This window comes from Staphylococcus equorum, assembly GCF_001747895.1.
GTDB classification, from domain to species: domain Bacteria; phylum Bacillota; class Bacilli; order Staphylococcales; family Staphylococcaceae; genus Staphylococcus; species Staphylococcus equorum_A.
Genome location: NZ_LNNB01000028.1, coordinates 23,713 through 47,522 on the forward strand (window position 1 = coordinate 23,713; position 23,810 = coordinate 47,522).

General features: G+C 33.1%; 19 protein-coding genes. 10 read left to right on the forward strand and 9 right to left on the reverse strand.

What is annotated here, in order from left to right; all coding sequences use genetic code 11:
* Positions 1 to 5: 5 nt before the first annotated feature.
* Entirely contained in the window at positions 6 to 1,025 is a 1,020-nt protein-coding gene (locus tag AST02_RS11010; RefSeq protein ID WP_069817805.1) for a zinc-binding dehydrogenase, read from the forward strand.
* Between the two features lie 118 nt (positions 1,026 to 1,143).
* Here AST02_RS11010 and AST02_RS11015 read toward each other — a convergent pair whose 3' ends face one another.
* Positions 1,144 to 2,733, reverse strand: a complete 1,590-nt coding sequence (locus tag AST02_RS11015; protein WP_069817806.1) for an L-lactate permease — start codon at positions 2,731 to 2,733, stop codon at positions 1,144 to 1,146.
* 424 nt (positions 2,734 to 3,157) lie between these two features.
* On the opposite strand from AST02_RS11015, the gene AST02_RS11020 reads away from it, so the two are divergent.
* The 4 genes from AST02_RS11020 (at position 3,158) to nagB (ending at position 8,746) form a co-directional block, all read left to right on the forward strand.
* Complete coding sequence (locus AST02_RS11020; RefSeq protein ID WP_069817807.1) at positions 3,158 to 4,411, forward strand: MFS transporter; 1,254 nt, start codon at positions 3,158 to 3,160, stop codon at positions 4,409 to 4,411.
* Positions 4,412 to 4,939: 528 nt separating this feature from the next.
* Positions 4,940 to 5,971: an ornithine carbamoyltransferase gene (gene argF / locus AST02_RS11025; protein ID WP_069817808.1), complete on the forward strand. Its 1,032-nt coding sequence runs from the start codon at positions 4,940 to 4,942 to the stop codon at positions 5,969 to 5,971.
* Positions 5,972 to 6,350: 379 nt separating this feature from the next.
* Positions 6,351 to 7,889 (forward strand): glucose-specific PTS transporter subunit IIBC, encoded by a 1,539-nt coding sequence (gene ptsG, locus AST02_RS11030; RefSeq protein ID WP_069817809.1) that lies wholly within the window; start codon positions 6,351 to 6,353, stop codon positions 7,887 to 7,889.
* 134 nt (positions 7,890 to 8,023) lie between these two features.
* Positions 8,024 to 8,746 carry a glucosamine-6-phosphate deaminase gene (gene nagB / locus AST02_RS11035; protein WP_069817810.1) on the forward strand — a complete coding sequence of 241 codons (723 nt, stop codon included), beginning with the start codon at positions 8,024 to 8,026 and terminating at the stop codon, positions 8,744 to 8,746.
* A 254-nt stretch (positions 8,747 to 9,000) separates the two neighbouring features.
* Here the strand turns inward: nagB and AST02_RS11040 are convergent, their stop codons facing one another.
* The 8 genes from AST02_RS11040 to AST02_RS11075 form a co-directional block, all read right to left on the reverse strand.
* The gene (locus AST02_RS11040) at positions 9,001 to 10,251 is read right to left on the reverse strand and encodes an aminoacyltransferase (RefSeq protein ID WP_069817811.1); all 1,251 of its coding nucleotides are present in this window, start codon (positions 10,249 to 10,251) and stop codon (positions 9,001 to 9,003) included.
* A gap of 78 nt (positions 10,252 to 10,329) precedes the next feature.
* Positions 10,330 to 10,812: a CHAP domain-containing protein gene (locus AST02_RS11045; protein ID WP_069817812.1), complete on the reverse strand. Its 483-nt coding sequence runs from the start codon at positions 10,810 to 10,812 to the stop codon at positions 10,330 to 10,332.
* 404 nt (positions 10,813 to 11,216) lie between these two features.
* On the reverse strand, positions 11,217 to 12,440 hold the full coding sequence (locus AST02_RS11050; RefSeq protein WP_069817813.1) for a NupC/NupG family nucleoside CNT transporter: 1,224 nt from the start codon (positions 12,438 to 12,440) through the stop codon (positions 11,217 to 11,219).
* 9 nt (positions 12,441 to 12,449) lie between these two features.
* The gene (locus tag AST02_RS11055; RefSeq protein WP_069817814.1) at positions 12,450 to 13,361 is read right to left on the reverse strand and encodes a pseudouridine-5'-phosphate glycosidase; all 912 of its coding nucleotides are present in this window, start codon (positions 13,359 to 13,361) and stop codon (positions 12,450 to 12,452) included.
* The gene (locus AST02_RS11060; RefSeq protein WP_069817815.1) at positions 13,345 to 14,454 is read right to left on the reverse strand and encodes a carbohydrate kinase; all 1,110 of its coding nucleotides are present in this window, start codon (positions 14,452 to 14,454) and stop codon (positions 13,345 to 13,347) included. The genes AST02_RS11055 and AST02_RS11060 overlap by 17 nt, the downstream gene beginning before the upstream one ends.
* 496 nt (positions 14,455 to 14,950) lie before the next feature.
* Positions 14,951 to 16,255, reverse strand: a complete 1,305-nt coding sequence (locus tag AST02_RS11065) for a TcaA second domain-containing protein (RefSeq protein ID WP_069817816.1) — start codon at positions 16,253 to 16,255, stop codon at positions 14,951 to 14,953.
* 15 nt (positions 16,256 to 16,270) lie between these two features.
* Positions 16,271 to 17,095: a zinc ribbon domain-containing protein gene (locus AST02_RS11070; protein ID WP_069817817.1), complete on the reverse strand. Its 825-nt coding sequence runs from the start codon at positions 17,093 to 17,095 to the stop codon at positions 16,271 to 16,273.
* A 242-nt stretch (positions 17,096 to 17,337) separates the two neighbouring features.
* A complete protein-coding gene (locus AST02_RS11075; protein WP_069817818.1) occupies positions 17,338 to 18,561 on the reverse strand; it encodes an ROK family protein in 1,224 nt (407 codons plus the stop codon).
* Positions 18,562 to 18,694: 133 nt separating this feature from the next.
* On the opposite strand from AST02_RS11075, the gene AST02_RS11080 reads away from it, so the two are divergent.
* From AST02_RS11080 to AST02_RS11100, 5 genes are all read left to right on the forward strand, one after another.
* Entirely contained in the window at positions 18,695 to 20,023 is a 1,329-nt protein-coding gene (locus AST02_RS11080) for a PTS sugar transporter subunit IIC (protein WP_069817819.1), read from the forward strand.
* 13 nt (positions 20,024 to 20,036) lie between these two features.
* Positions 20,037 to 20,933: a DUF7916 family protein gene (locus AST02_RS11085; RefSeq protein ID WP_069817820.1), complete on the forward strand. Its 897-nt coding sequence runs from the start codon at positions 20,037 to 20,039 to the stop codon at positions 20,931 to 20,933.
* A gap of 30 nt (positions 20,934 to 20,963) precedes the next feature.
* Positions 20,964 to 21,284 (forward strand): PTS sugar transporter subunit IIB, encoded by a 321-nt coding sequence (locus AST02_RS11090; RefSeq protein ID WP_069817821.1) that lies wholly within the window; start codon positions 20,964 to 20,966, stop codon positions 21,282 to 21,284.
* Positions 21,285 to 21,294: 10 nt separating this feature from the next.
* Entirely contained in the window at positions 21,295 to 21,621 is a 327-nt protein-coding gene (locus AST02_RS11095; protein WP_069817822.1) for a PTS lactose/cellobiose transporter subunit IIA, read from the forward strand.
* A 242-nt stretch (positions 21,622 to 21,863) separates the two neighbouring features.
* The gene (locus tag AST02_RS11100; protein ID WP_069817823.1) at positions 21,864 to 23,807 is read left to right on the forward strand and encodes a BglG family transcription antiterminator; all 1,944 of its coding nucleotides are present in this window, start codon (positions 21,864 to 21,866) and stop codon (positions 23,805 to 23,807) included.
* Positions 23,808 to 23,810: the final 3 nt, after the last annotated feature.

Sequence of the window (23,810 nt, forward strand, 5' to 3'; positions counted from 1 at the left end):
AAAAAATGAAAGCTGTATATATAAATGGTAAAGAAGATATTGTCTTACGTGATATTGATGCAATTAATGAAAATATTAATCAAGATAAAGTGTTAATTGAAGTGAAATATGTAGGTATCTGTGGTTCGGATTTACATTATTTATCTGAAGGTATAAGTGGAGCAGCAGTGATACGAGAACCATTAATACCTGGTCATGAATTAAGCGGTATCCTACTTGAAGAGATGAAGTACAAAGGACAAACATTGCCTGAAGGTACTAAAATAACTGTGCATCCAGCAACTTACGGTGAGAAAATTGACCGCTTGCCTCATAATCCAGAGGTTTGGCCAAACGGTTCATACTTAGGATCTGCAAGATATTTACCACATAAACAAGGTGCCATGGTTGAAAAAATGATAGTAGATAAAGCGCAAATATTACCATTACCTCAAAATGTAACTTTAAAGCGCGGTGCATTAGCTGAACCACTAAGCGTGGGAATGCATGCAATTAACTTGGCCGGCGGTGTTAAAGGAAAAAAAGTACTTGTTTCTGGAGCAGGTCCCATTGGTTTGCTTGCGGCAGGTGCAGCTTATACTATAGGCGCAGAAAGTGTAATGATTACAGATATGTTAAATGAACCTCTGGAACGTGCTAAAGACTTAGGTGAGATTGATACACTGAATATAAAAGATAAAGATGTACCAGAAGATTATTATGATGTGGTATTAGAATGTTCAGGTGCAACGCCAGCTGTAACAACAGCTTTTAAAGCAGTTAATATTGGTGGAACAATCATTCAGGTAGGTAATATAGAAAATGAAAAAGCTTCTATAAATTTAGGGACAATCAATGTAAAACAAGTAACATATAGAGGGTGCTATAGATTTAATAGTGAGATAGAAGATGCATTAAAAGTTTTAGATGAAAATGAAAAAATAGAGAATGTGGTCACACAGACTTATAGTATTGAAGACTTTAAAGAAGCGTTTGAAATTGCTAGAAATTCAAAATTATCATCTAAAGTGATGATAAAATTATAAGTTTTAATCCGTGAATATCCTAGGTGTTTTGTAGCAATAAAAAAGAACATATAAAAACAGACTAAATGCTAATCAAAGCACTTAGTCTGTTTTATTTATTAATTAACTTCCAACTAAATTAGAAGAAAAACAGTGTGAAGATATATGCACTAATACCTACGAGTGCACAATATAGTAGTGCAGGTCCGAGTGTTTTTCTAATAACACTACCTTCTTTACCTGGCATATCGACAACAGCACAAACTGCAACAACGTTATGAACACAAATCATATTACCTGCGGCGGCACCAATAATTTGTGCGGCTAATACAGTGAACGGTTCAGCACCAATTGCATTTGCGATATTCATTTGAATTGGTGAGAACGTAAGTGTGGAAACAGTAGCACTTCCTGTAATAAACGAACCTAAAGCACCTAAGAACGGAGCGACAAATAACCAAATTGGACCTAAGTATTCGGACATAGCATTAGCTATATATTCAGGCATACTAATTAAGTCATTAGCATTAATACCTGAGTTGATGAACACATGAACCATTGCGAGTGTCGCAATAAGCGTAATACCAGTTATCTTAATTGTACTTAAAGATTCTACACTAGCTTTAGTCAGATCTTTAAATGGTTTTTTCTGAATGAGTATCGCAAATATTGCAGATATTATTAAGATGGTTCCTGGTGAATACAATACTTCCCAATCTGATGAAATACTTTCAAAATTCATAATGTTAGTCCAAGTTAAATCTAAAACACTTGTTGTGAATTCTTTAATAAATGGTACTGTTCTAGTAAGTAATAATAAGACAACTACCATTAAATACGGTGCCCAAGCAGTAAGTAAACTCATTGAGTGCTCAGATTCATCAGCTTCGTATGAATCATCTAATCCATCTTTCCACTCAGTCTTAGGCAATAACCAACCTTTACTTGCAGTTATAACTGCTACTATAAGACCAGTTAATGAACCTAAAATTGCAACGAACTCTGCGCCAAATAAGAATGCATAGGCAAATGCTGACCCAGCATAAACAATACCAATTAAAGCGAGCCACGGTAACATTTCAATTATAGATTTTAATTTATTTTTCTTACCAAAGAAAACAACTAAAGTAATGATTACAATAATTGGAATGAAAACACCACTCAATAAATCTAATGTAGTGATACGTTCAGCAGTAGATTGGAAGAATGCACTATCAGCATCTGTCAATGTACTTAATCCTACAAGAACAGGCGTACCAACTGCACCGAATGATACGGCAACACTATCTGCGATTAAAGCAGATACTACAGCAATCATTGGTCTGAAACCTAAAGCTACCATTAATGGAGCTGTAACCATTGCAGGTGTACCAAAACCAGACGCGCCTTCAATTAATGACCCAAATAAGAATGCGACGATAATCACTTGGACACGCATATCTCCAGATATTTTCTGGAAGCCTGCATTAATACGGTTTACAGCCCCAGTTTGTCGTAATGTGTTAAGTAATACAAGTGCACCGAATAAGATATATAGAATCGTAAACGTTTTATGTGTACCTTGTAATAATGAAGCAATTACGACATTACCTTTCATACCCCAAACAAATATTCCCAATAACGTAACAACAATTGCACTGATTATCATACCTTTTAAAGCTGACATACGAAGTAGCACTAAAAAGATAAACGGTACAATTACTGCACTTAAAGCAATTAATAACAGCATATATTTTAACCCCTAACTTACAAAATTAATATCATCTAGTCATATGATGATTAAATCATAATTATTGTAAACGTTTTCAAAATAAAAATCAATCTTCTGTAATTAATATATAACTTAAATAAATTATTAAACATATCCAAAAAATAACTACGTAGAATTAATAAAGTACTATAGAAGTGTTGATTATATCAAAAGTATCTAAAAATAATCATCAATCGAAAGAAAACGAAAGAAAACGAAAATAAATTTGCATTATTAGAAAAAATACAATAATATAAAGACAATATATGAAAGCGTTTTCTGTACGATGAAATATGAAAGGCAGCAATTAAAATTTATTTTTATCACTTAGGTTTTTAGTATGTTTTGTAATTGTATAAGTAGCCACAAGTTATCAATTTAATTACATAGGGGTGTGTTAAATATGAATAAAAAATTATCGAAAATGGGTATGCCACCAACTTTATTATGGGGGTATATTGGCGTATTAATCTTTATGATGGGTGATGGATTAGAACTTGCTTGGATAAGCCCTTATCTTCATGATCACGGCTTATCCGTTCAACAAACTGCAATTTTAACGACTTGTTATGGTGTGACCATTGCAATTGGATCTTGGTTCTCAGGCGTCTTGGTCGAAATTATTGGACCGCGTAAAGTTATGTTGTTAGGCACAGGGCTGTATATTGTTGGTCATATTATATTCGTAGGATTTGCAATACCTACGATGAATTATGAATTAATGATTCCGTCGTATGCCATTCGAGGATTTGGTTATCCGTTGTTTGCTTATTCATTTTTAGTGTGGGTCGCTTACCGTTCACCTCAAAAACGATTAGGTGCGGCAGTAGGTTGGTTCTGGTTTGTATTTACAGGTGGTTTAAGCGTACTTGGTTCATTCTATTCTTCATTCGCAATTCAATGGTTTGGTCATGTGTTCACTTTATGGACAGCTATTATATGGGTGCTTATTGGAACGTTTTTAGCTGTATTTGTAAACAGAGATCAATTTGAAATAGAAGAGAAAGGCCATGGTGTGAAAGAACATGTAAAAGAAATGGGTGCTGGAATTACGATATTAAAAAGAGAACCACGCGTCGCAGTGGCATGTATCGTAAGAATTATTAATCAAGCAGCACAATATGCATTTCCATTGTTCTTACCGATATATTTAGCATCTAAAGGAATTGCAACAACAACTTGGCTCAATATTTGGGGAACAATTTTTGTCGCAAATATTATATTTAATTTAATATTCGGTGCATTGAGTGACAAGATTGGTTGGAAAAATACAATCTCATACATCGGCGGTATTGGTTGTGCTGTGTTCACATTAGGATTGTATTTTGTACCAGAATTATTTACAGGTAATGTATTTGTCATCGGCACTGTAGGGTTTTTATGGGGTATGTGTCTAGCAGGATTTGTTCCAATTTCTGCGCTCGTACCTTCGCTTGTAGGTGATGGCGACAAAGGGCCAGCGATGGCTATACTAAACTTAGGTGCAGGGTTATGTGTATTTGCTGGGCCTGGATTAGTAGCGTTATTCTACGATAGTATTGGCGTAAAAGGCATGATGTACTTAATCTTTGGATTATATGTAGCAAGTGCAATTATGACACGTTTCTTAAAAACGCCTGAAGAGCGTGCAAAACTTAGTAAGAAAGAAGCAACGTAATCGTAAAAAGCATGTATTAAAAAATAAATATTTACCATTAAAAAAGTCTCATTCTAGTTTTAAAACTAGAATGGGACTCTTTTATTTTTAAAAGCTGATTATGCAATCGTTTTGAAATGGAGTGGAAATGAATGACTTATTTTTCTTGGAAGCCACCAGAAATAAATTGAGCAACAATCTGTTTGATTACAGTCACAATTTTAGTTAACAGAATCAATCACCTCCGTCAATGAAGTATTTCAGCGTCATTGTAGTACAAAAAAGTAGCACAATGCGTATTCATGCATAACTCAAAAAATAAATTTCACAAGTGTTATTTATTGGAAATTCACAGTGCATAAATGCTTTGAAAAACTGCATAAATGTTAAATTCATTAGTTAAAATGAGTGCTGTTTATCAAATAATTAAAGATAACATTCCAAACTAAAATTCAACAATATACATAATAAAGCATATTTATACTTGTTTTATATGTGAATTACGTATATTATGTATATAAATCTTATAAAAATATTGGAGTGATGAAAATGGGGTTGAACACAACAGCTTTAAATAAGTTACAAGTTTTTAAAGGAGAACACTTTTTGAAAACATGCGATTTTTCAGCAGAAGAATTGAATACATTAATAGATTTTACTGGAGAGTTAAAGGAAAAGAAAAAACGTGGGATCCCTCATCCTTATCTGAAAGGAAAGAATTTAGCGTTACTCTTTGAAAAACCCTCTACAAGAACACGTTCGGCATTTAGTGTTGCTGCGTATGATTTGGGCGCTTATCCAGAGTATTTCGGCCAAGGTGATATTCACTTAGGTGTGAAAGAATCTACAGCTGATACTGCAAAAGTATTAGGTCGTATGTATGACGGCATTGAATTTAGAGGTTATCATCAAAAAGATATAGAATCTTTAGCTAAAAATGCCAATGTGCCAGTTTGGAATGGCTTGACGAATGAGTGGCATCCAACGCAAATGATTGCGGATTTCTTTACATTAAAAGAAAATTGGGGAACTTTAGAAGGTAAAACATTAACATATGTAGGTGATGCTAGAAATAATGTAGCACATGATTTACTTATCACTGGAGCTATATTAGGCGTTAACGTACATATTGCTGCACCTAAATCTTTACAACCTGATGAAGCAATTCAAAAGATGGCTAAGGATTATGCTGCACAATCTCAGAGTGAAATTTTAATTACGGATGACGTGAATCAAGCAATTTATCAAACAGATGCTATCTATACAGATGTATGGTTATCAATGGGTGAGGATCAATCTGTTTTAGAAACCCGTATTAATGAATTATTACCTTACCAAGTAAATGAATCAATGTTATTGAATACGATGAATCCTAATGCAATCGTCTTACATTGTTTACCAGCATTTCACGATATAAACACTGAAGTAGGACAACAGATTTATGAAAAATATGGTTTGTCTGAAATGGAAATTACGGATGACGTATTTCAAGGTGAGCACGCTGTGATATTTGATCAAGCTGAAAATAGATTACATTCTATAAAAGCAATTATGTCAGTGACACTAGGCGATATATTTTAAGCGAAGTAATAGTCGTAGGGGAGGGAATACGAAATCAAATTTCAAATTTTGATTTCTGTCCCTCCCCATTTTTTTGCACACCTTACGAAGTCACAGCTTGTAGTTTGCAGCTACTATTATTTATCGCAAATATTGGCTCAAAATACCACCGCTAAACTTTTAATATGACGATGTAGATTGTGAAGTGTCCTAATGGGTGAAACAGATTATTTAATGTATAAAGAAAACTGTTATTTAAGTGAACTAAACGAGGTTTATAATAAAGGGCTTACATAGAAAAGAGTTATATCCTTTTGAAATTTTTTTTCATAATGACGAATTGTATTGATTATCATTTTCTTTACTTGTATATTTATGGTAATTAGGAGGTTAATCAATTATGAGTAAGCTATTTGAGAAAGCACAACAATTCGGTAAGTCCTTTATGTTACCTATAGCAATTTTACCAGCAGCCGGTTTATTGTTAGGTATTGGTGGCGCATTAAGTAATCCAAATACAATCAAAGCATATCCTTTATTGGATATTGAACTATTACAAAATATATTTATATTAATGTCATCTGCAGGTGATATTGTCTTCCAAAATTTACCTGTCATTTTTGCAGTAGGTGTTGCGATTGGTTTAGCCAAAAGTGATAAAGGAACAGCAGGTTTAGCTGCCATGTTAGGGTTCCTCATTATGAATGCTTCAATGAATGGTTTGTTAATTATTACAGATACATTAGCAGATGGTAATTTAGCTAAAGAAGGGCAAAGTACAGTCCTTGGAATACAAACAGTGGAAACAGGCGTATTTGGCGGTATTATAACCGGCATCATGACAGCGCTTTTACATAATAAGTTCCATAAAATATCCTTACCAACCTATTTAGGCTTCTTTGGCGGTTCACGTTTTGTGCCTATTATCACAGCATTAGGTTCTATTATATTAGGTGTCGTGATGTTCTTTATTTGGCCAACTGTGCAAGGTTGGATATTTGGTGTTGGAGGAATCGTAGATAAAACAGGAGTTATTGGTACTTTTTTCTTTGGTTTTATTTTAAGGCTTTTGGGACCATTTGGTTTACATCATATTTTTTACTTACCATTTTGGCAGACAGCACTGGGTGGTACTTTAGAAGTGAAAGGACAAATTGTACAAGGTACACAAAATATCTTTTTTGCTCAATTGGGTGATCCTGATGTTACTAAATATTATTCGGGTGTATCTAGATATATGTCAGGTAGATTCATTACTATGATGTTTGGTTTATGTGGTGCTGCATTGGCAATCTACCATACTGCAAAGCCAGAACGTAAAAAAGTCGTTGGCGGGTTAATGTTATCTGCAGCGTTAACATCATTTTTAACAGGAATTACAGAACCATTAGAATTCAGTTTCTTATTTGTAGCACCGGTTCTTTATGTCATACATGCCTTTTTAGATGGTTTAGCGTTTATGCTCGCAGACATATTTAATATTACGATTGGTCAAACATTTAGTGGTGGTTTCATTGATTATCTATTATTTGGTATATTGCAGGGCAATGCTAAGACGAATTTCTTGTGGGTAATTCCAATAGGTATCGTTTGGTTTATGCTTTATTATATTATATTCAGATTTTGCATCACGAAATTTAATTTCAAAACACCTGGGCGTGAAGAAGGAGAAGCGGCTGAAACAGTAGAAGCAACTGATCGTGCTAAAACGATTATTCAAGGTCTTGGTGGTAAAGAGAATATTGATGTCGTTGATTGTTGCGCAACAAGATTAAGAGTTACCTTAAAGACTGATAAAGATGTTGATAGAAAAATATTAGAGTCGACCGAAGCAAGAGGCGTGATTCAGAAGGGGAACGGCGTTCAAATTGTTTATGGTCCCCATGTAACTACGATAAAAAATGAAGTAGAAGAACTATTAGATAGTGAACAGTCATAAACAAGCGTATAATGGTATTGTATGCATGATTCATTTTATATTAATTTGATAAAAAACAGATAATTATGTAATATAGGTAATTAAATGTTAATTATGAAAATATATAGTGATATTAGAAAGAATGGGGTAGAAATATGAACGTTATAAATTTGAAAGATCGCACAACGGCGAGTCAATATGTTGCTATAGAGCTTTTGAAACAAATAAAGTCGCAACCTAATGCTGTGTTAGGTCTTGCTACGGGAAGTACAATGATTGATATCTATAAATACTTAGCAGAATTAATTAATGTTAATCACACAGAATTAACTGATGTGGTGACATTTAATTTAGATGAGTATATTGGGTTAGCGGCAGATCACGAACAAAGTTACCATGCTTATATGAAAGAACATTTATTCAATCATAATAGCACTTGGAATGAAGATAATATTTATTTACCTAAAGGTGATGCAGAAGATGTAGAAAAAGAATGTATAGCCTATGAGCAATGTATACAAAATGCAGGACCAGCAGACATTCAAATCTTAGGTATCGGTGAAAATGGACATATTGGTTTTAATGAGCCATTTTCATCATTTGAAAGTGAAACACGCGTAGTAGATTTAACGGGTTCAACAATCAAAGCAAATAGTCAACACTTCGATAATATTGAAGATGTACCTAAACAAGCTATTTCAATGGGCTTAGCATCTATCATGAGTGCGAAACGCATCATTCTAATAGCGTTTGGAAGTAATAAGCAAGATGCAATCCAACAATTAATGGATGTTAAAGTGTCGGAATCACTTCCTGCTTCAATATTGCATCAACATCCAAATGTAGAAGTTATCGTTGATGATTCAGCTTTAAATTAAATAAATATACAAAAGCGATACAAGTTTGTATTGGTTTAGAATGTCGACAAAGTTTCCGACTTTGTTGGCATTTTTTTGTGCGCGCTGTCCGCGGGCGCAACCTCAGCCTATAGTATTCGGCTAGTACTTTATTAATTAATGAGGAGTTGGCCCGAATCACTGACATTTTCAAGTGGTATTGAGTAATGAAATGAACGAACAAAAAATAGATTCAAAAACCAAATACATTTACAGCATTTGGTTTTGAATCTAATTCACTTAACATGTCTATTTTTATTTAATAAATATAGTTTATATAAATATTTTCTGATTGGAATTATAAAATCGCCAATATATTCTTCTACGTGTGCATTAAAGCCTTTTTTAAATTGCTGTACGCCATAATCTTCAGAAGTTTCACTGAAGTCTCCAGTAATGCCATAAAAATTATATCTTGGAATAGCGTTCTCTATGGCAAATTTAATCATATCCCATTGTAAACGATAAGACCCCATAAATTGGTTGTATTTAGGATTAGAACCACTAGATAGGTAATAAACTTCATCTTTCGTGTATATATAAAATGCAGCAGCTAAATTCAAGATATTTCCGTCAGTTGAAATTAATTCGATCGTCTCATTAATTTTTCTTTCGTAACTGTTTTGTTGTTGCGTTAATTGCTTCAATTTCGTTTTCGTTTTTTTAGAATTAGTGTTTTCTTGTAATTTATTCTCTAAATTTTTAATTTCTAAAAGAAGGTTAGCGTTTTTCTTTTGCAATTGCTGCTTATAATTTTCTAAATTGATATACGCGAGTTTTAACATAGAATGATTAGCATAAATTTTTTGCATTTCCTCAAAATAAGCTTTATCTCTAAATTTAAAATTATGCTTTTCTTCTGCCATTTGAAATAGTTCAAAGAATACATCGGTTTCTGAAATATCCAATGTTTTTATTTCCACACCCATTTCAAAAGTTTTTTTAATATTACGACGTGTCTGATAATCCATTTCTTTTAATATGGTACTTTCACTTTTATCTTTTAAATTTAAAACAGATAACCATCTAATTTGGCTAGTAGTAGAGTAACCAATACTATAACCTTGATGGGCATAACCTAATTTTGATAATGCATTTTTAAGCTTTTCATTATCATAGTGTTCAATTATTTTTCCATCAGCATCTCTAATATTTTCTAAAATATATGGATCTATTAAAGCGAATAATGCTTTTTGAGTTTTTAAATATACTTTTAAATTTTCAAAAAAGAATTTAGTTAATATTGGATTACTATAATCTAAAACAGGACCTCTGTGAGAATAAAAGTATTTAAAAAACCTTAATGCCCTAGCTTCTGTTAATAGACAAGCTGCTATCACTTTATCATCTTCTTTAACGCCTACTAAATGTACATCTTTCTTATTCTTATTTCTATAATGAAAATGAGAATAAGACTGGGTATAATGCACAAAATGTTGATTAATAAAATCAGTGAATTCTTTTGCTGTTAATTCTACGAAGTTCATTTTTTCACCTATTTCTTAAATAATAAGAAACCTGGATCAGCAGTCCAGGTCCCTAGGATCTAGTGTATTTTTTAGAAATTAATAAATATAATTGTACTGTGCAGCCTGAGATTTAGATAAAACTCTAGTACCATAGCCTAATCGTACATTGTAATTATACTCTGATATCTTAATACTCCCGTTTTTATAAACTTGTTCAACAAAAGCAACGTGGCCGTAACCGCCACCCCCTTTAGAAGTCTGCAATATTGCTCCAGCTAGAGGTTTCTTTCCAGTAGCAAAACCGGCTCTCCTAGCTTCCGCCAACCAATTTTTTGCATGGGTAAAGCTGGAAGGAAGATATCTTTTTATTTGGTTTCTTCTATTATGTACGTACCAGGTACAATTATTCTTCCAGTGATAATTTGCTTGTTGTCTTTTTATTGGTCTGGGATATTTATCTATTGCAGCAGCTTGAACTTGATGTTGACTAAATTTATAAGTACCTATATTGAAGTTAGTGACGCCGGTAAATATTAGTGTTGATAATAATGTACATGCAATTATTTTTTTTAGATTCATTAATTACACCCCTTGACACTAGACCCTTGACATCATGTTATATTACGTATAATTAATATTCAATATTTATTAAATTATGCAAAATTATAAAAAAGTTATATTGAAAAGGGGTTTTATTTTTGAAAAATAAAAGGATGACTTACTGAAACTGTTTGAAAATTAGCATATTCATCAAAAAAGCCACAACCATGATGGTTGTGGCTTTTTTGATTTATAATTTGAAATTTGAAATATAACTAGCATTAGTATAAATCAGTAGCATTTTGTCTATGAAAATACATTGTGTATAATTATCGAACTTTGCTTGCTAAATTCAATATTCGATAAGTGCAAAAACGAAAAATATTACTTTAATATAGAATAGGATTAAGTGAAATACTCATAATTAGATATTGCTAATTTATTTATAAAACCAAGCCAATGATAGATGCAGAAATGATAGATGCAAGTGTAGCACCAAGCAATAAGCGCAGTGCAAAAGATGCGACTTTATTTCCTTGCTCTCCGCTAATTCCTTTGATGGCACCAACGATAATCCCTACAGTACCAAAGTTAGCGAAACTGATTAAATAAACTGAAATAATACCTTGAGTGCGTGTCGTCAAATCTCCTGCTAATTTTTGAAAATCTAGCATTGCAACAAATTCGTTAGTTATTAATTTTGTAGCCATAATAGAACCAGCTTGAACAGCTTCATGCCATGGTACTCCAATAATAAAAGCAATTGGGGCAAATACATAACCAATAAGTTGTTTGAAGTTGAGACCTACAAGATCAAATAATATAGTAATGGCCTCCATTAAGGAAATGAAAGCTAATAACATAATAGCTACAGTAATCGCAATCTTAAAACCATCGATTGCACTATCACCAATCATTTGAAAAAAAGGAACTTTAGTTTGTCGCGACGATGATTGATTGCTATTATGACTTGAATCGTTCTTATTAATTGAATTTGTTAAATCTACGTCTTGGTTGTCAGATTCATATGGATTGATAATACTTGCTACGACTAATGCACTAAATATATTAAGCATCACTGCAGTTACTACGTATTTTGGTTCAATCATTTGCATATATGAACCAAGCATCGCCATACTGACAGCGCTCATAGCAGATGTAGCAATCGTATATAATTTTGCACGGGATAGTTTGGGTATCATATCTTTAATTGTTAAAAATACCTCTGGTTGACCAAGCATGGATGTCGAAATTGCAAAGTAACTTTCAAGATGTCCCATGTGCGTTATTTTATTGATAATTATTCCAACATATTTAATGATAAAAGGAAGAATCTTGAAGTAATTTAATATTCCAATTAGTACAGATATAAATACTAATGGTAGCAAGACGTTTAAAAAGAATGTGGAACCATCTTGATTCTGTAAATCTCCAAACACAAAGTTTATTCCAGCATTACTGATATTGATTAGACCCTCAAAGAAGGCGCCTAAAGTTGTTAATATATTCAAACCTATAGTTGTGTTCATCATGAATAATACAATGATGATTTGAATAGCTAACATAATGGCAGGTTTTTTAAAATTAATACTTTTTCTGTTAAAACTAAATAGAAAAGCTATTAATAAAGCAAATAAAATACCAGTAAAGGTAAATAAAATTGACATATATATCACCTACATTTGAGTGAAAGCAACTGCAATTTTAGCTCCTACAACAGCATTGTTTTCAACAAGTTTTATATTTGTTTCTAAACTCTTACCGTCAGATTTTTCAACGATTTTACCTAAAAGGAAAGGTGTGGAATCTTTTCCACTTATTCCTTGTACTTCTGCTTCTTTTACAGCGTCTTCAATTATTGTATCGATATAAGATTTAGCTAACTCGAATTGCTTAGGTACAGGATTGGCAATTACAATACCGCCAGACAGACCTATATCACATTTTTTCTTACAAATACGTGCTACAGCATCAGGTGTGTCCGCAGAGCTATTTAATTTAATACCACTTTTTCGAGTGAAGAATGCAGGTAATTCATCTGTTTGATAGCCAATTACAGGAACCCCTTTAGTTTCGAGATATTCCATTGTTTTTGGTAAATCTAATATAGATTTTGCACCAGCACAAATCACTGTGACATTTGTTTGGCCCAGTTCTTCTAAGTCTGCTGAAATGTCCATGGTATGTTCGACTCCTCTATGGACCCCCCCAATACCTCCAGTAACGAAGAACTGAATGTCAGCTAATTCAGCACAAATCATTGTTGATGCTACAGTAGTTGCCCCAATTCGTTTAGTTGCAATTATCTCTGCTAAATCACGACGAGATACTTTAGCTACATTGTCACTATTGGCGAGAAAGTGGAGTTCATTTGATTCTAAGCCGATTTTAATTTTTCCGTTCATTAAAGCAATGGTGGCAGGTACAGCACCATTATCTCTTATAAGTTGTTCGACTTTTTTAGCCATTTTGACATTTTGTGGATAGGGCATACCGTGTGAAATAATTGTTGACTCTAGTGCTACTATAGGTTTGTTGTTTGCTTTACCTTGTTGTACTTCTTTTGAATATTCAATGTATTTTTCCATTTTTATATTCCTCCAAGTCTCTAAATAATTGTTTTTTATCTAAATTTTGGCGAACAGTGTAATTCGTTTCGATTGTTTTGCGCGCGTTAATTATTCCGGCCTCAAGTATGCTAACTATGTCTAAGTCATTGAGCCAACTAAATACGACTGCACTAGAGAAAGAATCTCCTGCACCAGTTACATCTACGACTTTGTCTGATGGCATAATCGGTTTGATAATTTCTTTATTGGAATTTCTATATATGAGTTCATTAACGCCATTAGTAATAATGACATTCGAAACACCTAAATCATTCCATCTTTTAGCTGCAATTTTTAAATCATTTGTATTGTTGATTTTCATTTTTAAGTAGGTCTCTGTTTCATCACGATTAATGATGAGCCAGTCGATAGCATGTAAAGAATCAGGCATGTTTTTCATTTTTGGTGATGACACAGGTATAACGACTAAGTTAATATTGTGTTTTTCTGAGTATGCACATAGAAAATCAATAGCGTTTTTACTGAGGTTTAAATCTACGACGATACATTTCGCTTTAATCAATAAGTGGGTTCTTTTTATCAAGAATTCAGGGGTAATGTACTCATAAACTTCCATGTCTGCTAAGCCATATTTCATATTGCCTTCGTTATCAATTAAGGCAGTATATGAACCTGTATTTGCATTTTCAACTTGTTGTACATGGTCTAAATTCATAAACGGACTAGATAATTTATGAATCATATCCCACTCACTGTCATTACCACTTGTTGATAAAAAAGCAACAGTTTCACCCATACGGCCTAAATTCTCAGCGATATTACGTGCGACACCACCTATAGATCTTGTAGAAGTGACAGGATTTGAAGTTTCCAATTGCAATTCGGAATGAACATAAAACTTCCTATCCAAATTGGCGGCACCAATGCAAACGAGCGGATAGTCTTCGTTTAACACGTAGGCTTTTCCTAATACATATTCTTTGCGAATTAAACCTGAGATGATGTTTGCCACAGCTGGCCTGGATAGACCAATAGACTGAGCTAATTCTTGTTGAGAGATAAAAGGATTTTCTTGAATACGTTTGAGAACCTCTCGTTCATTGTTATTCATAAGATCAACCTCCTTTTTCTGTAACCTAAACATAAGTTTAAAATCAAACATTTGTTTAATTTGGTAAAATTCTAACATGTAATTTTACATTTGTATACGCTTACATATAAAAGTTACTAAAATTGTGACAATTAAAAAAGATAAATGAAAGTGGCGTAGAGTGATTAGAAAAAAGGGGAAGTAAAGATGTTCGAATAACGTGAATAACTACATATTATTAAAATTATTTTGAAAAGAAGCAAGAAAGATTTATTTAAATAAAAAACAGCCTGGGACATAGCACATGTCTCAGGCTTATTTTTTATATAGGGAGTGGCTGACTGAATTGAAAATACGCTTATATCAAGCTTTTAAAGAACTACTACTTCATTTATGAAGACAAGTAGTTCTTTAAAAGCACTGAAGCACTTGTTTACAGTAGCTGTGCCGGGCTGGGTTCATACGACGAAATTTATTAGGAAAATTAGATTTCTATCCTACTCCCTATAAAATAATATTAATATCCAGAATCGACTTTTTCACCGTCTTCATCATATTCTGTGACATAACCGTCATCATCTATAGTATATGATCCAGCTAAATTACCGTCTTTATCGGTAAATGAAAATCCCCAACCATCATCTGTTTCTTCAGGTTCTTTATAAGTATAAGTATCAGTGTCTAAACTTTCGCCTTCATATGATTCGACTTTGTCTATAACATTATCACGTGTGACATCCTCCTCATCTGAACTAGATGCGTCTTCGTCATCTTCAGATTGAGTTTCTTTTTCAAATACTTTGTCTTCATGGTCGCTAATAGCATCATCATCAAAGGTTAAAGCAACATCAACTTCTTCTTCGTCGTTTTCAGGGCTTGAAACATTCTCGACATTTGATGTGAATTGTTTACCTTCAACTTCAGTTGTAGCATATACTTCTACTTTTTCGTCAGGTGAGTATGGACCAAATGTTTCGCTAGCGTATTCATCAAAGTCTTGTTGTTTTTCACCATTGATATAAAGCTTTAGTGAATCTAAATCGATATATGCTGAGTCAGTACTTACAGTAAAACGCTTTTGTTTGAATTGAGGATCAGCATCGTTACTTTCAGACATATCGATATGAACGACACCATCAAACTTTTTACCATCTACTTTTTGAGTAGCTTTTAAATCGTATATTCCAATAGGGAAGTCATCAAGTGTTTTTGTCTTACCTTGTTTTAGTTTCACTTTTTTCGTATCGTCGTTATGTTTGTAAGATAATGTACTATCTTCTTCAGGAAGAATGGTAACAGACGCTTCATTTACATTAAAATTATAGTTTTTAAATATACCCCATTTTTTACCATCTTGAGAGATGTTTATGAGTTCGTTATCGCCAACCGTAACAGAAGTGCCACCCATTGTATTATCTTTCATACCTTGTGCAGCGCTTTGAATTTCATCACCAACACGTTCAGGGCTATCTGTTTCATTAATATATTTATAGACAGCTTTGGCTTCGTCTTTAGACAGAGACTCGCCGTTTGCTTTTAAATTATGAGTTAAGTTACTGGGCTTATTATTTTTTAAATCATTTGAAATAGCTTCAGCTTGTTTTGTCGGTGAAAGCTGACTTTCAATTATCTTATAAGCTGTAAATAATGCAATAATGATAACTACAATGACAGCAATTGTAATATAAAGTGGTAATTTTGATTTTTTATTATGATTGTCGTTGTTATTTGTACTACGTTGTTGATGTACAGGTGTGCCACACTGTGTACATACTTTTTGGTTTGGTTTAATTTCGGCTCCACAATTACTACAGTATTTCATTAATTAACTCTCTCCTTAATAATCTGTATTAAAATATGAATCTAAAGCACTTAAAGAATTTGAAACTGTTCCTTCAATAAGAATGCGAAGGAGGACACCTAAAATAAGAATATAAATTAAAATAGCATAAATCACGGGCATACGAAGTTGATGCATATGACTGTGCTTTGTTGTGAGATAAATTGGTGACACTAATGTAAATAGCATAGAAATTAAAACAAGCATTGATCCAAAGCTTGGCACATTAATAGCTAGAAATAATAAGCCTAATAAGAACGCAATTACAGAAAAAGTATTAATTAATACAAAATCTGAAAGTGCTTTATGTACACTGATTTTAATGTTTAGCAGTTTAATCAATAATAATGTAATGGCAAAAATTATTGAAATAGATATTAGTATGTAAAAGGTAATGTTAAAAACGATATTAGCCTTACTTGTCGCAAAAAATGCTACCTCTGCTGGTATAACTAAAGATAATAAAATAAGTGTAATTATAAACCCTGCAATAATGAGACTGAAAAGCGTTTTAAATGTAAATTGATGTTTACTTATAACTGCCTCATCTGTCCTAGAAAATGAGCTGGAGAAAAATAATTTTGCCTCATTAAAAATATCATCAGAATGTTTGGTAATGTTTTTGTTTGATTGACTTGGTTGTTTTGGCTGATGAGAGGTATGAGATGGTTCATGATTCTGTGATGCATCAGACTGAGATGTATGTTGATTAGTAGTTGGATTGTCAGTAGATGATTGATCTTGAAGTGTTAATTTGGTACCACACTCGCCACAAAATAAATCTTTTTTTGTAACTGACTCCCCGCAATTTGGGCAATGCATAAAAATCCCCCTTATAATATGTTTATTAAAATAGAATATCACAGTTATATCTAGTGCGCACCGCTTTTTCAAAAAAGGAAAAAATTAATAATTTAAAAAGTTATTTTTATTTAATTTTTGTGAGGGATAAAAATTTTTATAGATAATACTTGTTATAAGAAGTGTTAGAAATCAAAAGAGATAGCGGAAGATAAAAAATCCTCCGCTATCTCTTTTATCGAACTATTATATTTTGACTTAACCTATAACTCTGACCAAATTAAATGTTGATGGATGGCAAGGGCACAGGCACCTTTGGCACCATTAATAGGGTGATAGACTTTCATTTGAAAATCAATTTTACCTAATCCACCGTATAAGTTTTGGTAACTTAAATATTCTTTTAAAATGACATCTGTAATATCATTGTTAAATAATGGACCATGCAAATAAATTTTATTGGTATCTACTAACATGGTTAAATTATTGAGCGTAATTGCGACTGCACGCATAGCATCTTTGATAATTTGTACGATGCCACTATCGCCTAAACGATACGCTTCTATAACAGTATCTAAAGTTATATCATTTGAGTCTGCTACTAAACTTGTGAGATATGTGCTTTGAGCACTTCTATAAATAACTTTAGCTTTATTTATAATATTCATACCACCTAAATAGTTTTGTAAGCACCCTCTACGACCACATTCACAGCGTTCACCGTCTGGATGGATGATGGTATGTCCGACTTCCCCTACAGAAAAATTGGAAACTCCATATAAATTACCACGGTACATACTAGATGAAAAAATCCCTTTTACAGCATGGAAGAAGATGAAGTTTTCGCCATCATTTTCTGATGTAAGTAAATGTTCATATAGACTCATACAATGTACGTTATTTTCTAAAAATACAGGCAGGTCAATACGAGAAAGTAAATTTTTCAAATCAAAACCGGACCAATCACTATTCGAAGCAATTTGTTGATCTGTTTCATCAAAGTGACCTGGTAAAGCAATACCAACTGCTTGAATATTATAAGCTACATGTTGTTTTAAGAAATGATTAAGTTCTTCCAATATAAAGTTTGGAGTAATTTTTTTTAAGAATTGTGTTGTAGTAATATCAATCATATTCTGATCGACAATATTACCAAGATTGTCAGTTAAACATAACGTTACAAAATCTCTGGCTAATTCAATACCAACATAGTAATTGTATTTATTACAAATTGTAAGTAATATTTTTTTGCGTCCTGACGTTTTTTTAGTGTCAATATCGTAATGATCAACTTCAATATCCGTAGATTTAATGAGATTATCTTGTATTAGTTCTGCGGTTACTGCAGTTGTTGTTGCTGGTGTGATTCCTGTATTTCTTGCTATGTCAACTCTTGATATAGGGCCACGTACGTATATTTCATTTAAAATTTGGCCACGTATCATCCGCTGTTTATTTGTCATGTTTGCTTTCATTTTTATCACCATAATTTCTTAATACTCTTATTATTATATTAAAAATAAAAAGTTGCAACTATATTGACACATAATTGATTATAAATTATAATTAATCAAAACATTGAAAGCGTTTTCAAAATCGAATCTACGATGGGGTGTTGATGTGAGTAAATTTAATGACGCATTAGAAAAACATTTGTTACCAGTCGCTTCTAAATTGGGATCAAATAAAATTTTGATTTCAATGAGGGATGGCATTATCGTTGCAATGCCTTTGATTATTATTGGTTCATTATTTTTAGTAATCAGTGGTATTGCGATACCGGGCTGGATAGAGTGGCTAGAAACACAGGGGATTCAACCATATTTAATGAAAGCAGTGAATGGGACATTCGGATTAATGGGACTAGTTGCAAGTTTTGGTGTCGCACATAGTATTGCCCGGCAATACAATACAGATGGGGTTTCAGCCGGTATTATTGCGATGTCAGCATTTTTAGTTGTCACACCGAATGTAATGACTGGAGATAAAGTACCTGAAGAAGCAATACCTCAAATATATATGGGAAGTCAGGGTTTATTTGTAGCACTTATTATTGGTATTATTTCAGGGTTAATCTTTCAGTGGTTTATCAATAGAAACATTAGAATCAAAATGCCAGATCAAGTACCGCCAGCAGTAGCACAAAGTTTTAGCGCATTAATACCTGGGGCAGCTATTATAATATTATGGCTTGCTGTATATATCGCATTGGATAATTTACCGTTTGGCAACATCCATGAATTGATTGTTAATACATTAGGTGTACCGTTAAGTCTGATGGGAGGTAGCTTGATCGGTACCATTATCTTAGTTGGTCTTAATAGTGCTTTTTGGTTTGTCGGTATCCATGGTGCAAACGTAGTAAATGCAGTTATGCAACCAATTTGGTTGAAAAATATTGATGAAAACCGTCTAGCATATCAAGCCAATCCACACGGAGACTTACCGCATATCATAACGCAGCCATTTATTGATAATTTTGTATTTATGGGAGGCGGTGGCTCAACAATAGGTCTAGTCATCGTAATTGCGATATTAGCTTTTAAAAAACGTTCCAGTAAAATCACAAAAACGATGGCACCACTTACTTTAATGCCGGGAATATTTAATATTAATGAACCAACATTGTTTGGTTTGCCTGTTGTACTTAATGTGAGATTAATTATTCCATTTGTATTAGCACCAATGATTAATGCGACGATAACATATTTCGCAATGTCGAGCGGTATCGTGCATCTCACCAATGGGACGGCGATGCCATGGACGATACCACCTATCATCAGTGGATTTTTAGCGACAGGGCATTATAGTGGTTCATTGGTTCAAATTGTATGTATCATTATCGATATTTTACTCTATTACCCATTTTATAGAGCAATGGAGAAATATAATTTATATTTAGAAGATAAAGAAGTAAACGGAAAAAAAGAAACGGAAGAACCAAAATAAAGGAGTAGATAATATGGTTAAGAGATTATTAAGTGCTAATGCCTCAGAAATAGTGAAAATGACGGCTGAAGAATTAAAACAAAGTATTAAAGCAAGTGATGGTCGCGTTGTTTTAGCAGAGAATGTTGTTACGCGTACACCAGTGATACCCGACATAACAAATGCAGAACTATCACGTGCATTCGGAGCAGATTTGATTTTATTAAATGGATTAGACGTGTTCAATCCTAAAGTAGAAAACATAGACGAGAAAAAACATGTCATTAAAGAATTAAGACGTCTTGTTGCAAGACCTATAGGTGTCAATTTAGAACCAGTAGATGAGCAAGCGAGCATGGCAGAAGAAAAATTAAATATTGCTAAAGGACGACAAGCAAGTCCGAAAACAGTAAAAGCTTTAGAAAAATTAGGCATAAACTTTATTTGCATGACGGGGAATCCAGGTACTGGCGTATCTAATGAAAAAATTGTTGGTGCAATTGCTGAGACAAGAGCAAATTTTTCAGGATTGATTATAGCCGGAAAAATGCACAGTGCAGGTGTAGATGAACCTGTAATTACTAAAGCATATGTTGAAAAATTTATTGATGCAGGTGCTGATATTATTTTAGTACCATCTATTGGAACAGTTCCAGGATTTGATGAAGCACAATTAAAAGACATAGTGAAAGCAGTCCATCATCATGGTGGTTTAGTCATGTCAGCAATAGGGACAAGTCAAGAGAGTTCTGACGCCAGTACAATTAGGGACTTCGCAATTCGAAATAAAATATGCGGTGTGGATATTCAACATATTGGTGACGCAGGCTATGGCGGTTTAGCTCCTGTAGAAAATATTTTTGAATTAAGTAAAGCGATACGTGGACAACGCCACACATTGTCCATGATAGCGAGATCAATTAACAGATAGGGTATAGTAATAATAAATGGAGGGATTTATATGGCAGAAAAAACAATAATGCTTGTATGTGCAGCTGGAATGAGTACAAGTATGTTAGTTCAGAAAATGCAAAAAGAAGCTGAAAACCAAGATTTAGACCGTGAAATATTTGCAGTCTCAACGACAGAAGCGGATCAAAAAATTGAAGATGCTCAAGTAGATGTTTTGTTATTAGGTCCACAAGTCCGTTTTAAAAAAGATGAATATACTAAAAAATGTACAGACAAAAACATACCTGTAGAAGTCATTGAAATGACAGATTACGGTACGATGAATGGCGCAAACGTATTAAGTGCAGCTGAACGTTTAATGAGCGAATAGGGGTGGAACAATGACTGAAGAAGAGAAGAATTTGGAATTTGCAATGTCGCTCATTGCTTATAGTGGTGATGCTAAAAGTCATGCTATGGAAGCCATATTTGCAGCTAAAAAAAGTGCGTTTGATGAAGCGGAAACGAAACTGAAACAAGCTGAAGCTGCTTTGCTTGAAGCACATCATGTACAAACGAATATGTTAACAAAGGAAGCACAAGGTGAACATATCAATTTGACGCTGTTAACAGTGCATAGTCAAGACCATTTAATGACGGCAATCACTTTTAAAGATATTGCCCAGGAAATGATAGATTTATATAAAGAAGTAAAAAATAATAAATAATTGAATGATTTGTTATGGTAGTGAAATAATGTCAGCAAAAGATGTAAAAGTTTAATTACTTTTACATCTTTTTTGTTTTGAAAAATAAACAAAGATGTATCAAATTAGATCAATGCATTTTATAATTTAAAAATAGTATTTTTTATTTAGATGTGCAACTTTTCGTATTGTGAGACGAAATAGATTACACATCCACACGTACAAGAAAGCGATTACAATATAACTGTAAGGAGGTTGCTGATGTGTTAAGCAAGAGACAACATCATATATTAACGTACTTACTTGAACGTGAAGCCTTTGTTCAAATTCATAATTTAGCAACACAGTTCAATGTATCTGAAAGAACAATCCAATATGATCTTGAATACATTGAAACTATGGAAGATAAATTAGATTTAACGATTCATCGGAATAAATATGATGGGATAAAGATTACAACAACAGCGCTTCAGTTGGCAACATTAGAGCCAAAATATACGGGAACATCGATGCATTATTCAAAGAAAGAACGCATATTATATATCACTTTGAAGCTGTTTGAATCGATTGAACCCACATCATCCCAAGTATTAGCAACATTGGTTTCAGTAACACGTCGTACAATTGTTGAAGATTTAAAAAATGTTCAATCTTGGTTAGAAGAAAACGATTTGTTTCTTGAGTACAAGAAAAATAAAGGGTTTGTAATTCAGGGTGAGGAAAACGCTTATCGTAAAGCCTATGCCACACGTGTACATGAATATTTTCAAACGCACACACATCACATGGGTCATCAACTTTTTTCGAATAAAGAGTTAGAACAAATTCGTTTAACAGTAACTTCTATATTATTAGATGCAAAATATCAATTAGTTCAAAGTGCAATTGATGGATTGATTTATCACATTTTGATTGCGCTTCATCGTACAAATGAACATTTTGCCTTCGATATACCTGATAAAGAGTATGAAAAGCTTGCTAAAACAGAGCAATTTCATATTGCACTTAAAATTAAAGAAAAATTAGAAGCTATTTTTCAGATTGAATTTCCAAAAAGTGAGGCAGCTTTTATTACTTTACATTTATTGGGTGCTAAAACGTCAGAAGTGAATGAACTCAATCAACAAATAGACGATTTAGAGATATTAACAGAACAATTGATTGAACGTATGAGTGGTGATTTAGGACTAGATTTAATGTCTGATAGCAAATTAGCAAATGGTTTAATCGTACATTTGAGACCTGCAATTCATCGATTGAAGTTTGATATGACACATGCGAACCCTTTAAATAGGGAAATCCATACGCAGTATCACCATATTATAGAAGGAATTAAAAGGCATGTATGGGGCATTGAAGAAAATTACCAAATACACTTTACTGATGATGAATTATCGTATATCACATTGCATTTTGCTTCTGCGATTGAACGGATTTCAGCAGTGACCACAAATGCCATTAAAGTCGTGTTACTTTGTGGATCAGGTATAGGAACATCTCAATTATTAAAAAGTAGGATGGATCATATTTATCCAGAATTAGAAATTGTAGATGCTTATTCTATATATGAAATAGATGAAGTAATGCTAAAACATGAAGGTATTGATTATATCATTTCTACGGTTCCTTTTGAACAAGCAAGCGTACCAGTAATTAGGGTTTCGCCATTTTTAAATAAAGACGATCGAAAGCAATTAAATGAAATTATTAACCATTCAAGAGAGCGATATGTAAATGATGTTAAAGGGTTAGGGCCAACGTTACAAGAAGTATTACCACAATCTCGAATATTGACACAACAGCAAACACTTTTAAGAAATGATGCAATTAGACAATGTGTATCACCGCTTGTAAATGATCAAATCGTAGATGAGGCCTATGCTGCTGACATTATTGAACAATTAGATGCATTTGGACCTTATATGGTAATTAGTCCTCATATTGCATTGATTCATGCTAACCATAAACATGTTAAACAACCTGTGGGATTTAGTTTAGTTCATTTTAAAACGGGTGTGATCTTTAATCATCAGCAATATGATCCAGTGCATATCATTATTACATTAGCTACGGAGCAGCCGCAGATACATTTAAATGCTTTGCGACAATTTAGCGAGCTAATCATGGAGGAAGCAACGAGAGCAACACTGTTTTCTGGAAATATAGCAGATATCATGTCATGTATTCGTGATGTAAGTCAACATTAATAA

Coding starts and splice junctions, on each gene's coding strand:
- AST02_RS11010 (WP_069817805.1), top strand. CDS start 6: ATGAAAGCTGTATATATAAATGGTAAAGAAGATATTGTCTTACGTGAT.
- AST02_RS11015 (WP_069817806.1), bottom strand. CDS start 2,733: ATGCTGTTATTAATTGCTTTAAGTGCAGTAATTGTACCGTTTATCTTT.
- AST02_RS11020 (WP_069817807.1), top strand. CDS start 3,158: ATGAATAAAAAATTATCGAAAATGGGTATGCCACCAACTTTATTATGG.
- argF (WP_069817808.1), top strand. CDS start 4,940: ATGGGGTTGAACACAACAGCTTTAAATAAGTTACAAGTTTTTAAAGGA.
- ptsG (WP_069817809.1), top strand. CDS start 6,351: ATGAGTAAGCTATTTGAGAAAGCACAACAATTCGGTAAGTCCTTTATG.
- nagB (WP_069817810.1), top strand. CDS start 8,024: ATGAACGTTATAAATTTGAAAGATCGCACAACGGCGAGTCAATATGTT.
- AST02_RS11040 (WP_069817811.1), bottom strand. CDS start 10,251: ATGAACTTCGTAGAATTAACAGCAAAAGAATTCACTGATTTTATTAAT.
- AST02_RS11045 (WP_069817812.1), bottom strand. CDS start 10,812: ATGAATCTAAAAAAAATAATTGCATGTACATTATTATCAACACTAATA.
- AST02_RS11050 (WP_069817813.1), bottom strand. CDS start 12,440: ATGTCAATTTTATTTACCTTTACTGGTATTTTATTTGCTTTATTAATA.
- AST02_RS11055 (WP_069817814.1), bottom strand. CDS start 13,361: ATGGAAAAATACATTGAATATTCAAAAGAAGTACAACAAGGTAAAGCA.
- AST02_RS11060 (WP_069817815.1), bottom strand. CDS start 14,454: ATGAATAACAATGAACGAGAGGTTCTCAAACGTATTCAAGAAAATCCT.
- AST02_RS11065 (WP_069817816.1), bottom strand. CDS start 16,255: ATGAAATACTGTAGTAATTGTGGAGCCGAAATTAAACCAAACCAAAAA.
- AST02_RS11070 (WP_069817817.1), bottom strand. CDS start 17,095: ATGCATTGCCCAAATTGCGGGGAGTCAGTTACAAAAAAAGATTTATTT.
- AST02_RS11075 (WP_069817818.1), bottom strand. CDS start 18,561: ATGGTGATAAAAATGAAAGCAAACATGACAAATAAACAGCGGATGATA.
- AST02_RS11085 (WP_069817820.1), top strand. CDS start 20,037: ATGGTTAAGAGATTATTAAGTGCTAATGCCTCAGAAATAGTGAAAATG.
- AST02_RS11090 (WP_069817821.1), top strand. CDS start 20,964: ATGGCAGAAAAAACAATAATGCTTGTATGTGCAGCTGGAATGAGTACA.
- AST02_RS11095 (WP_069817822.1), top strand. CDS start 21,295: ATGACTGAAGAAGAGAAGAATTTGGAATTTGCAATGTCGCTCATTGCT.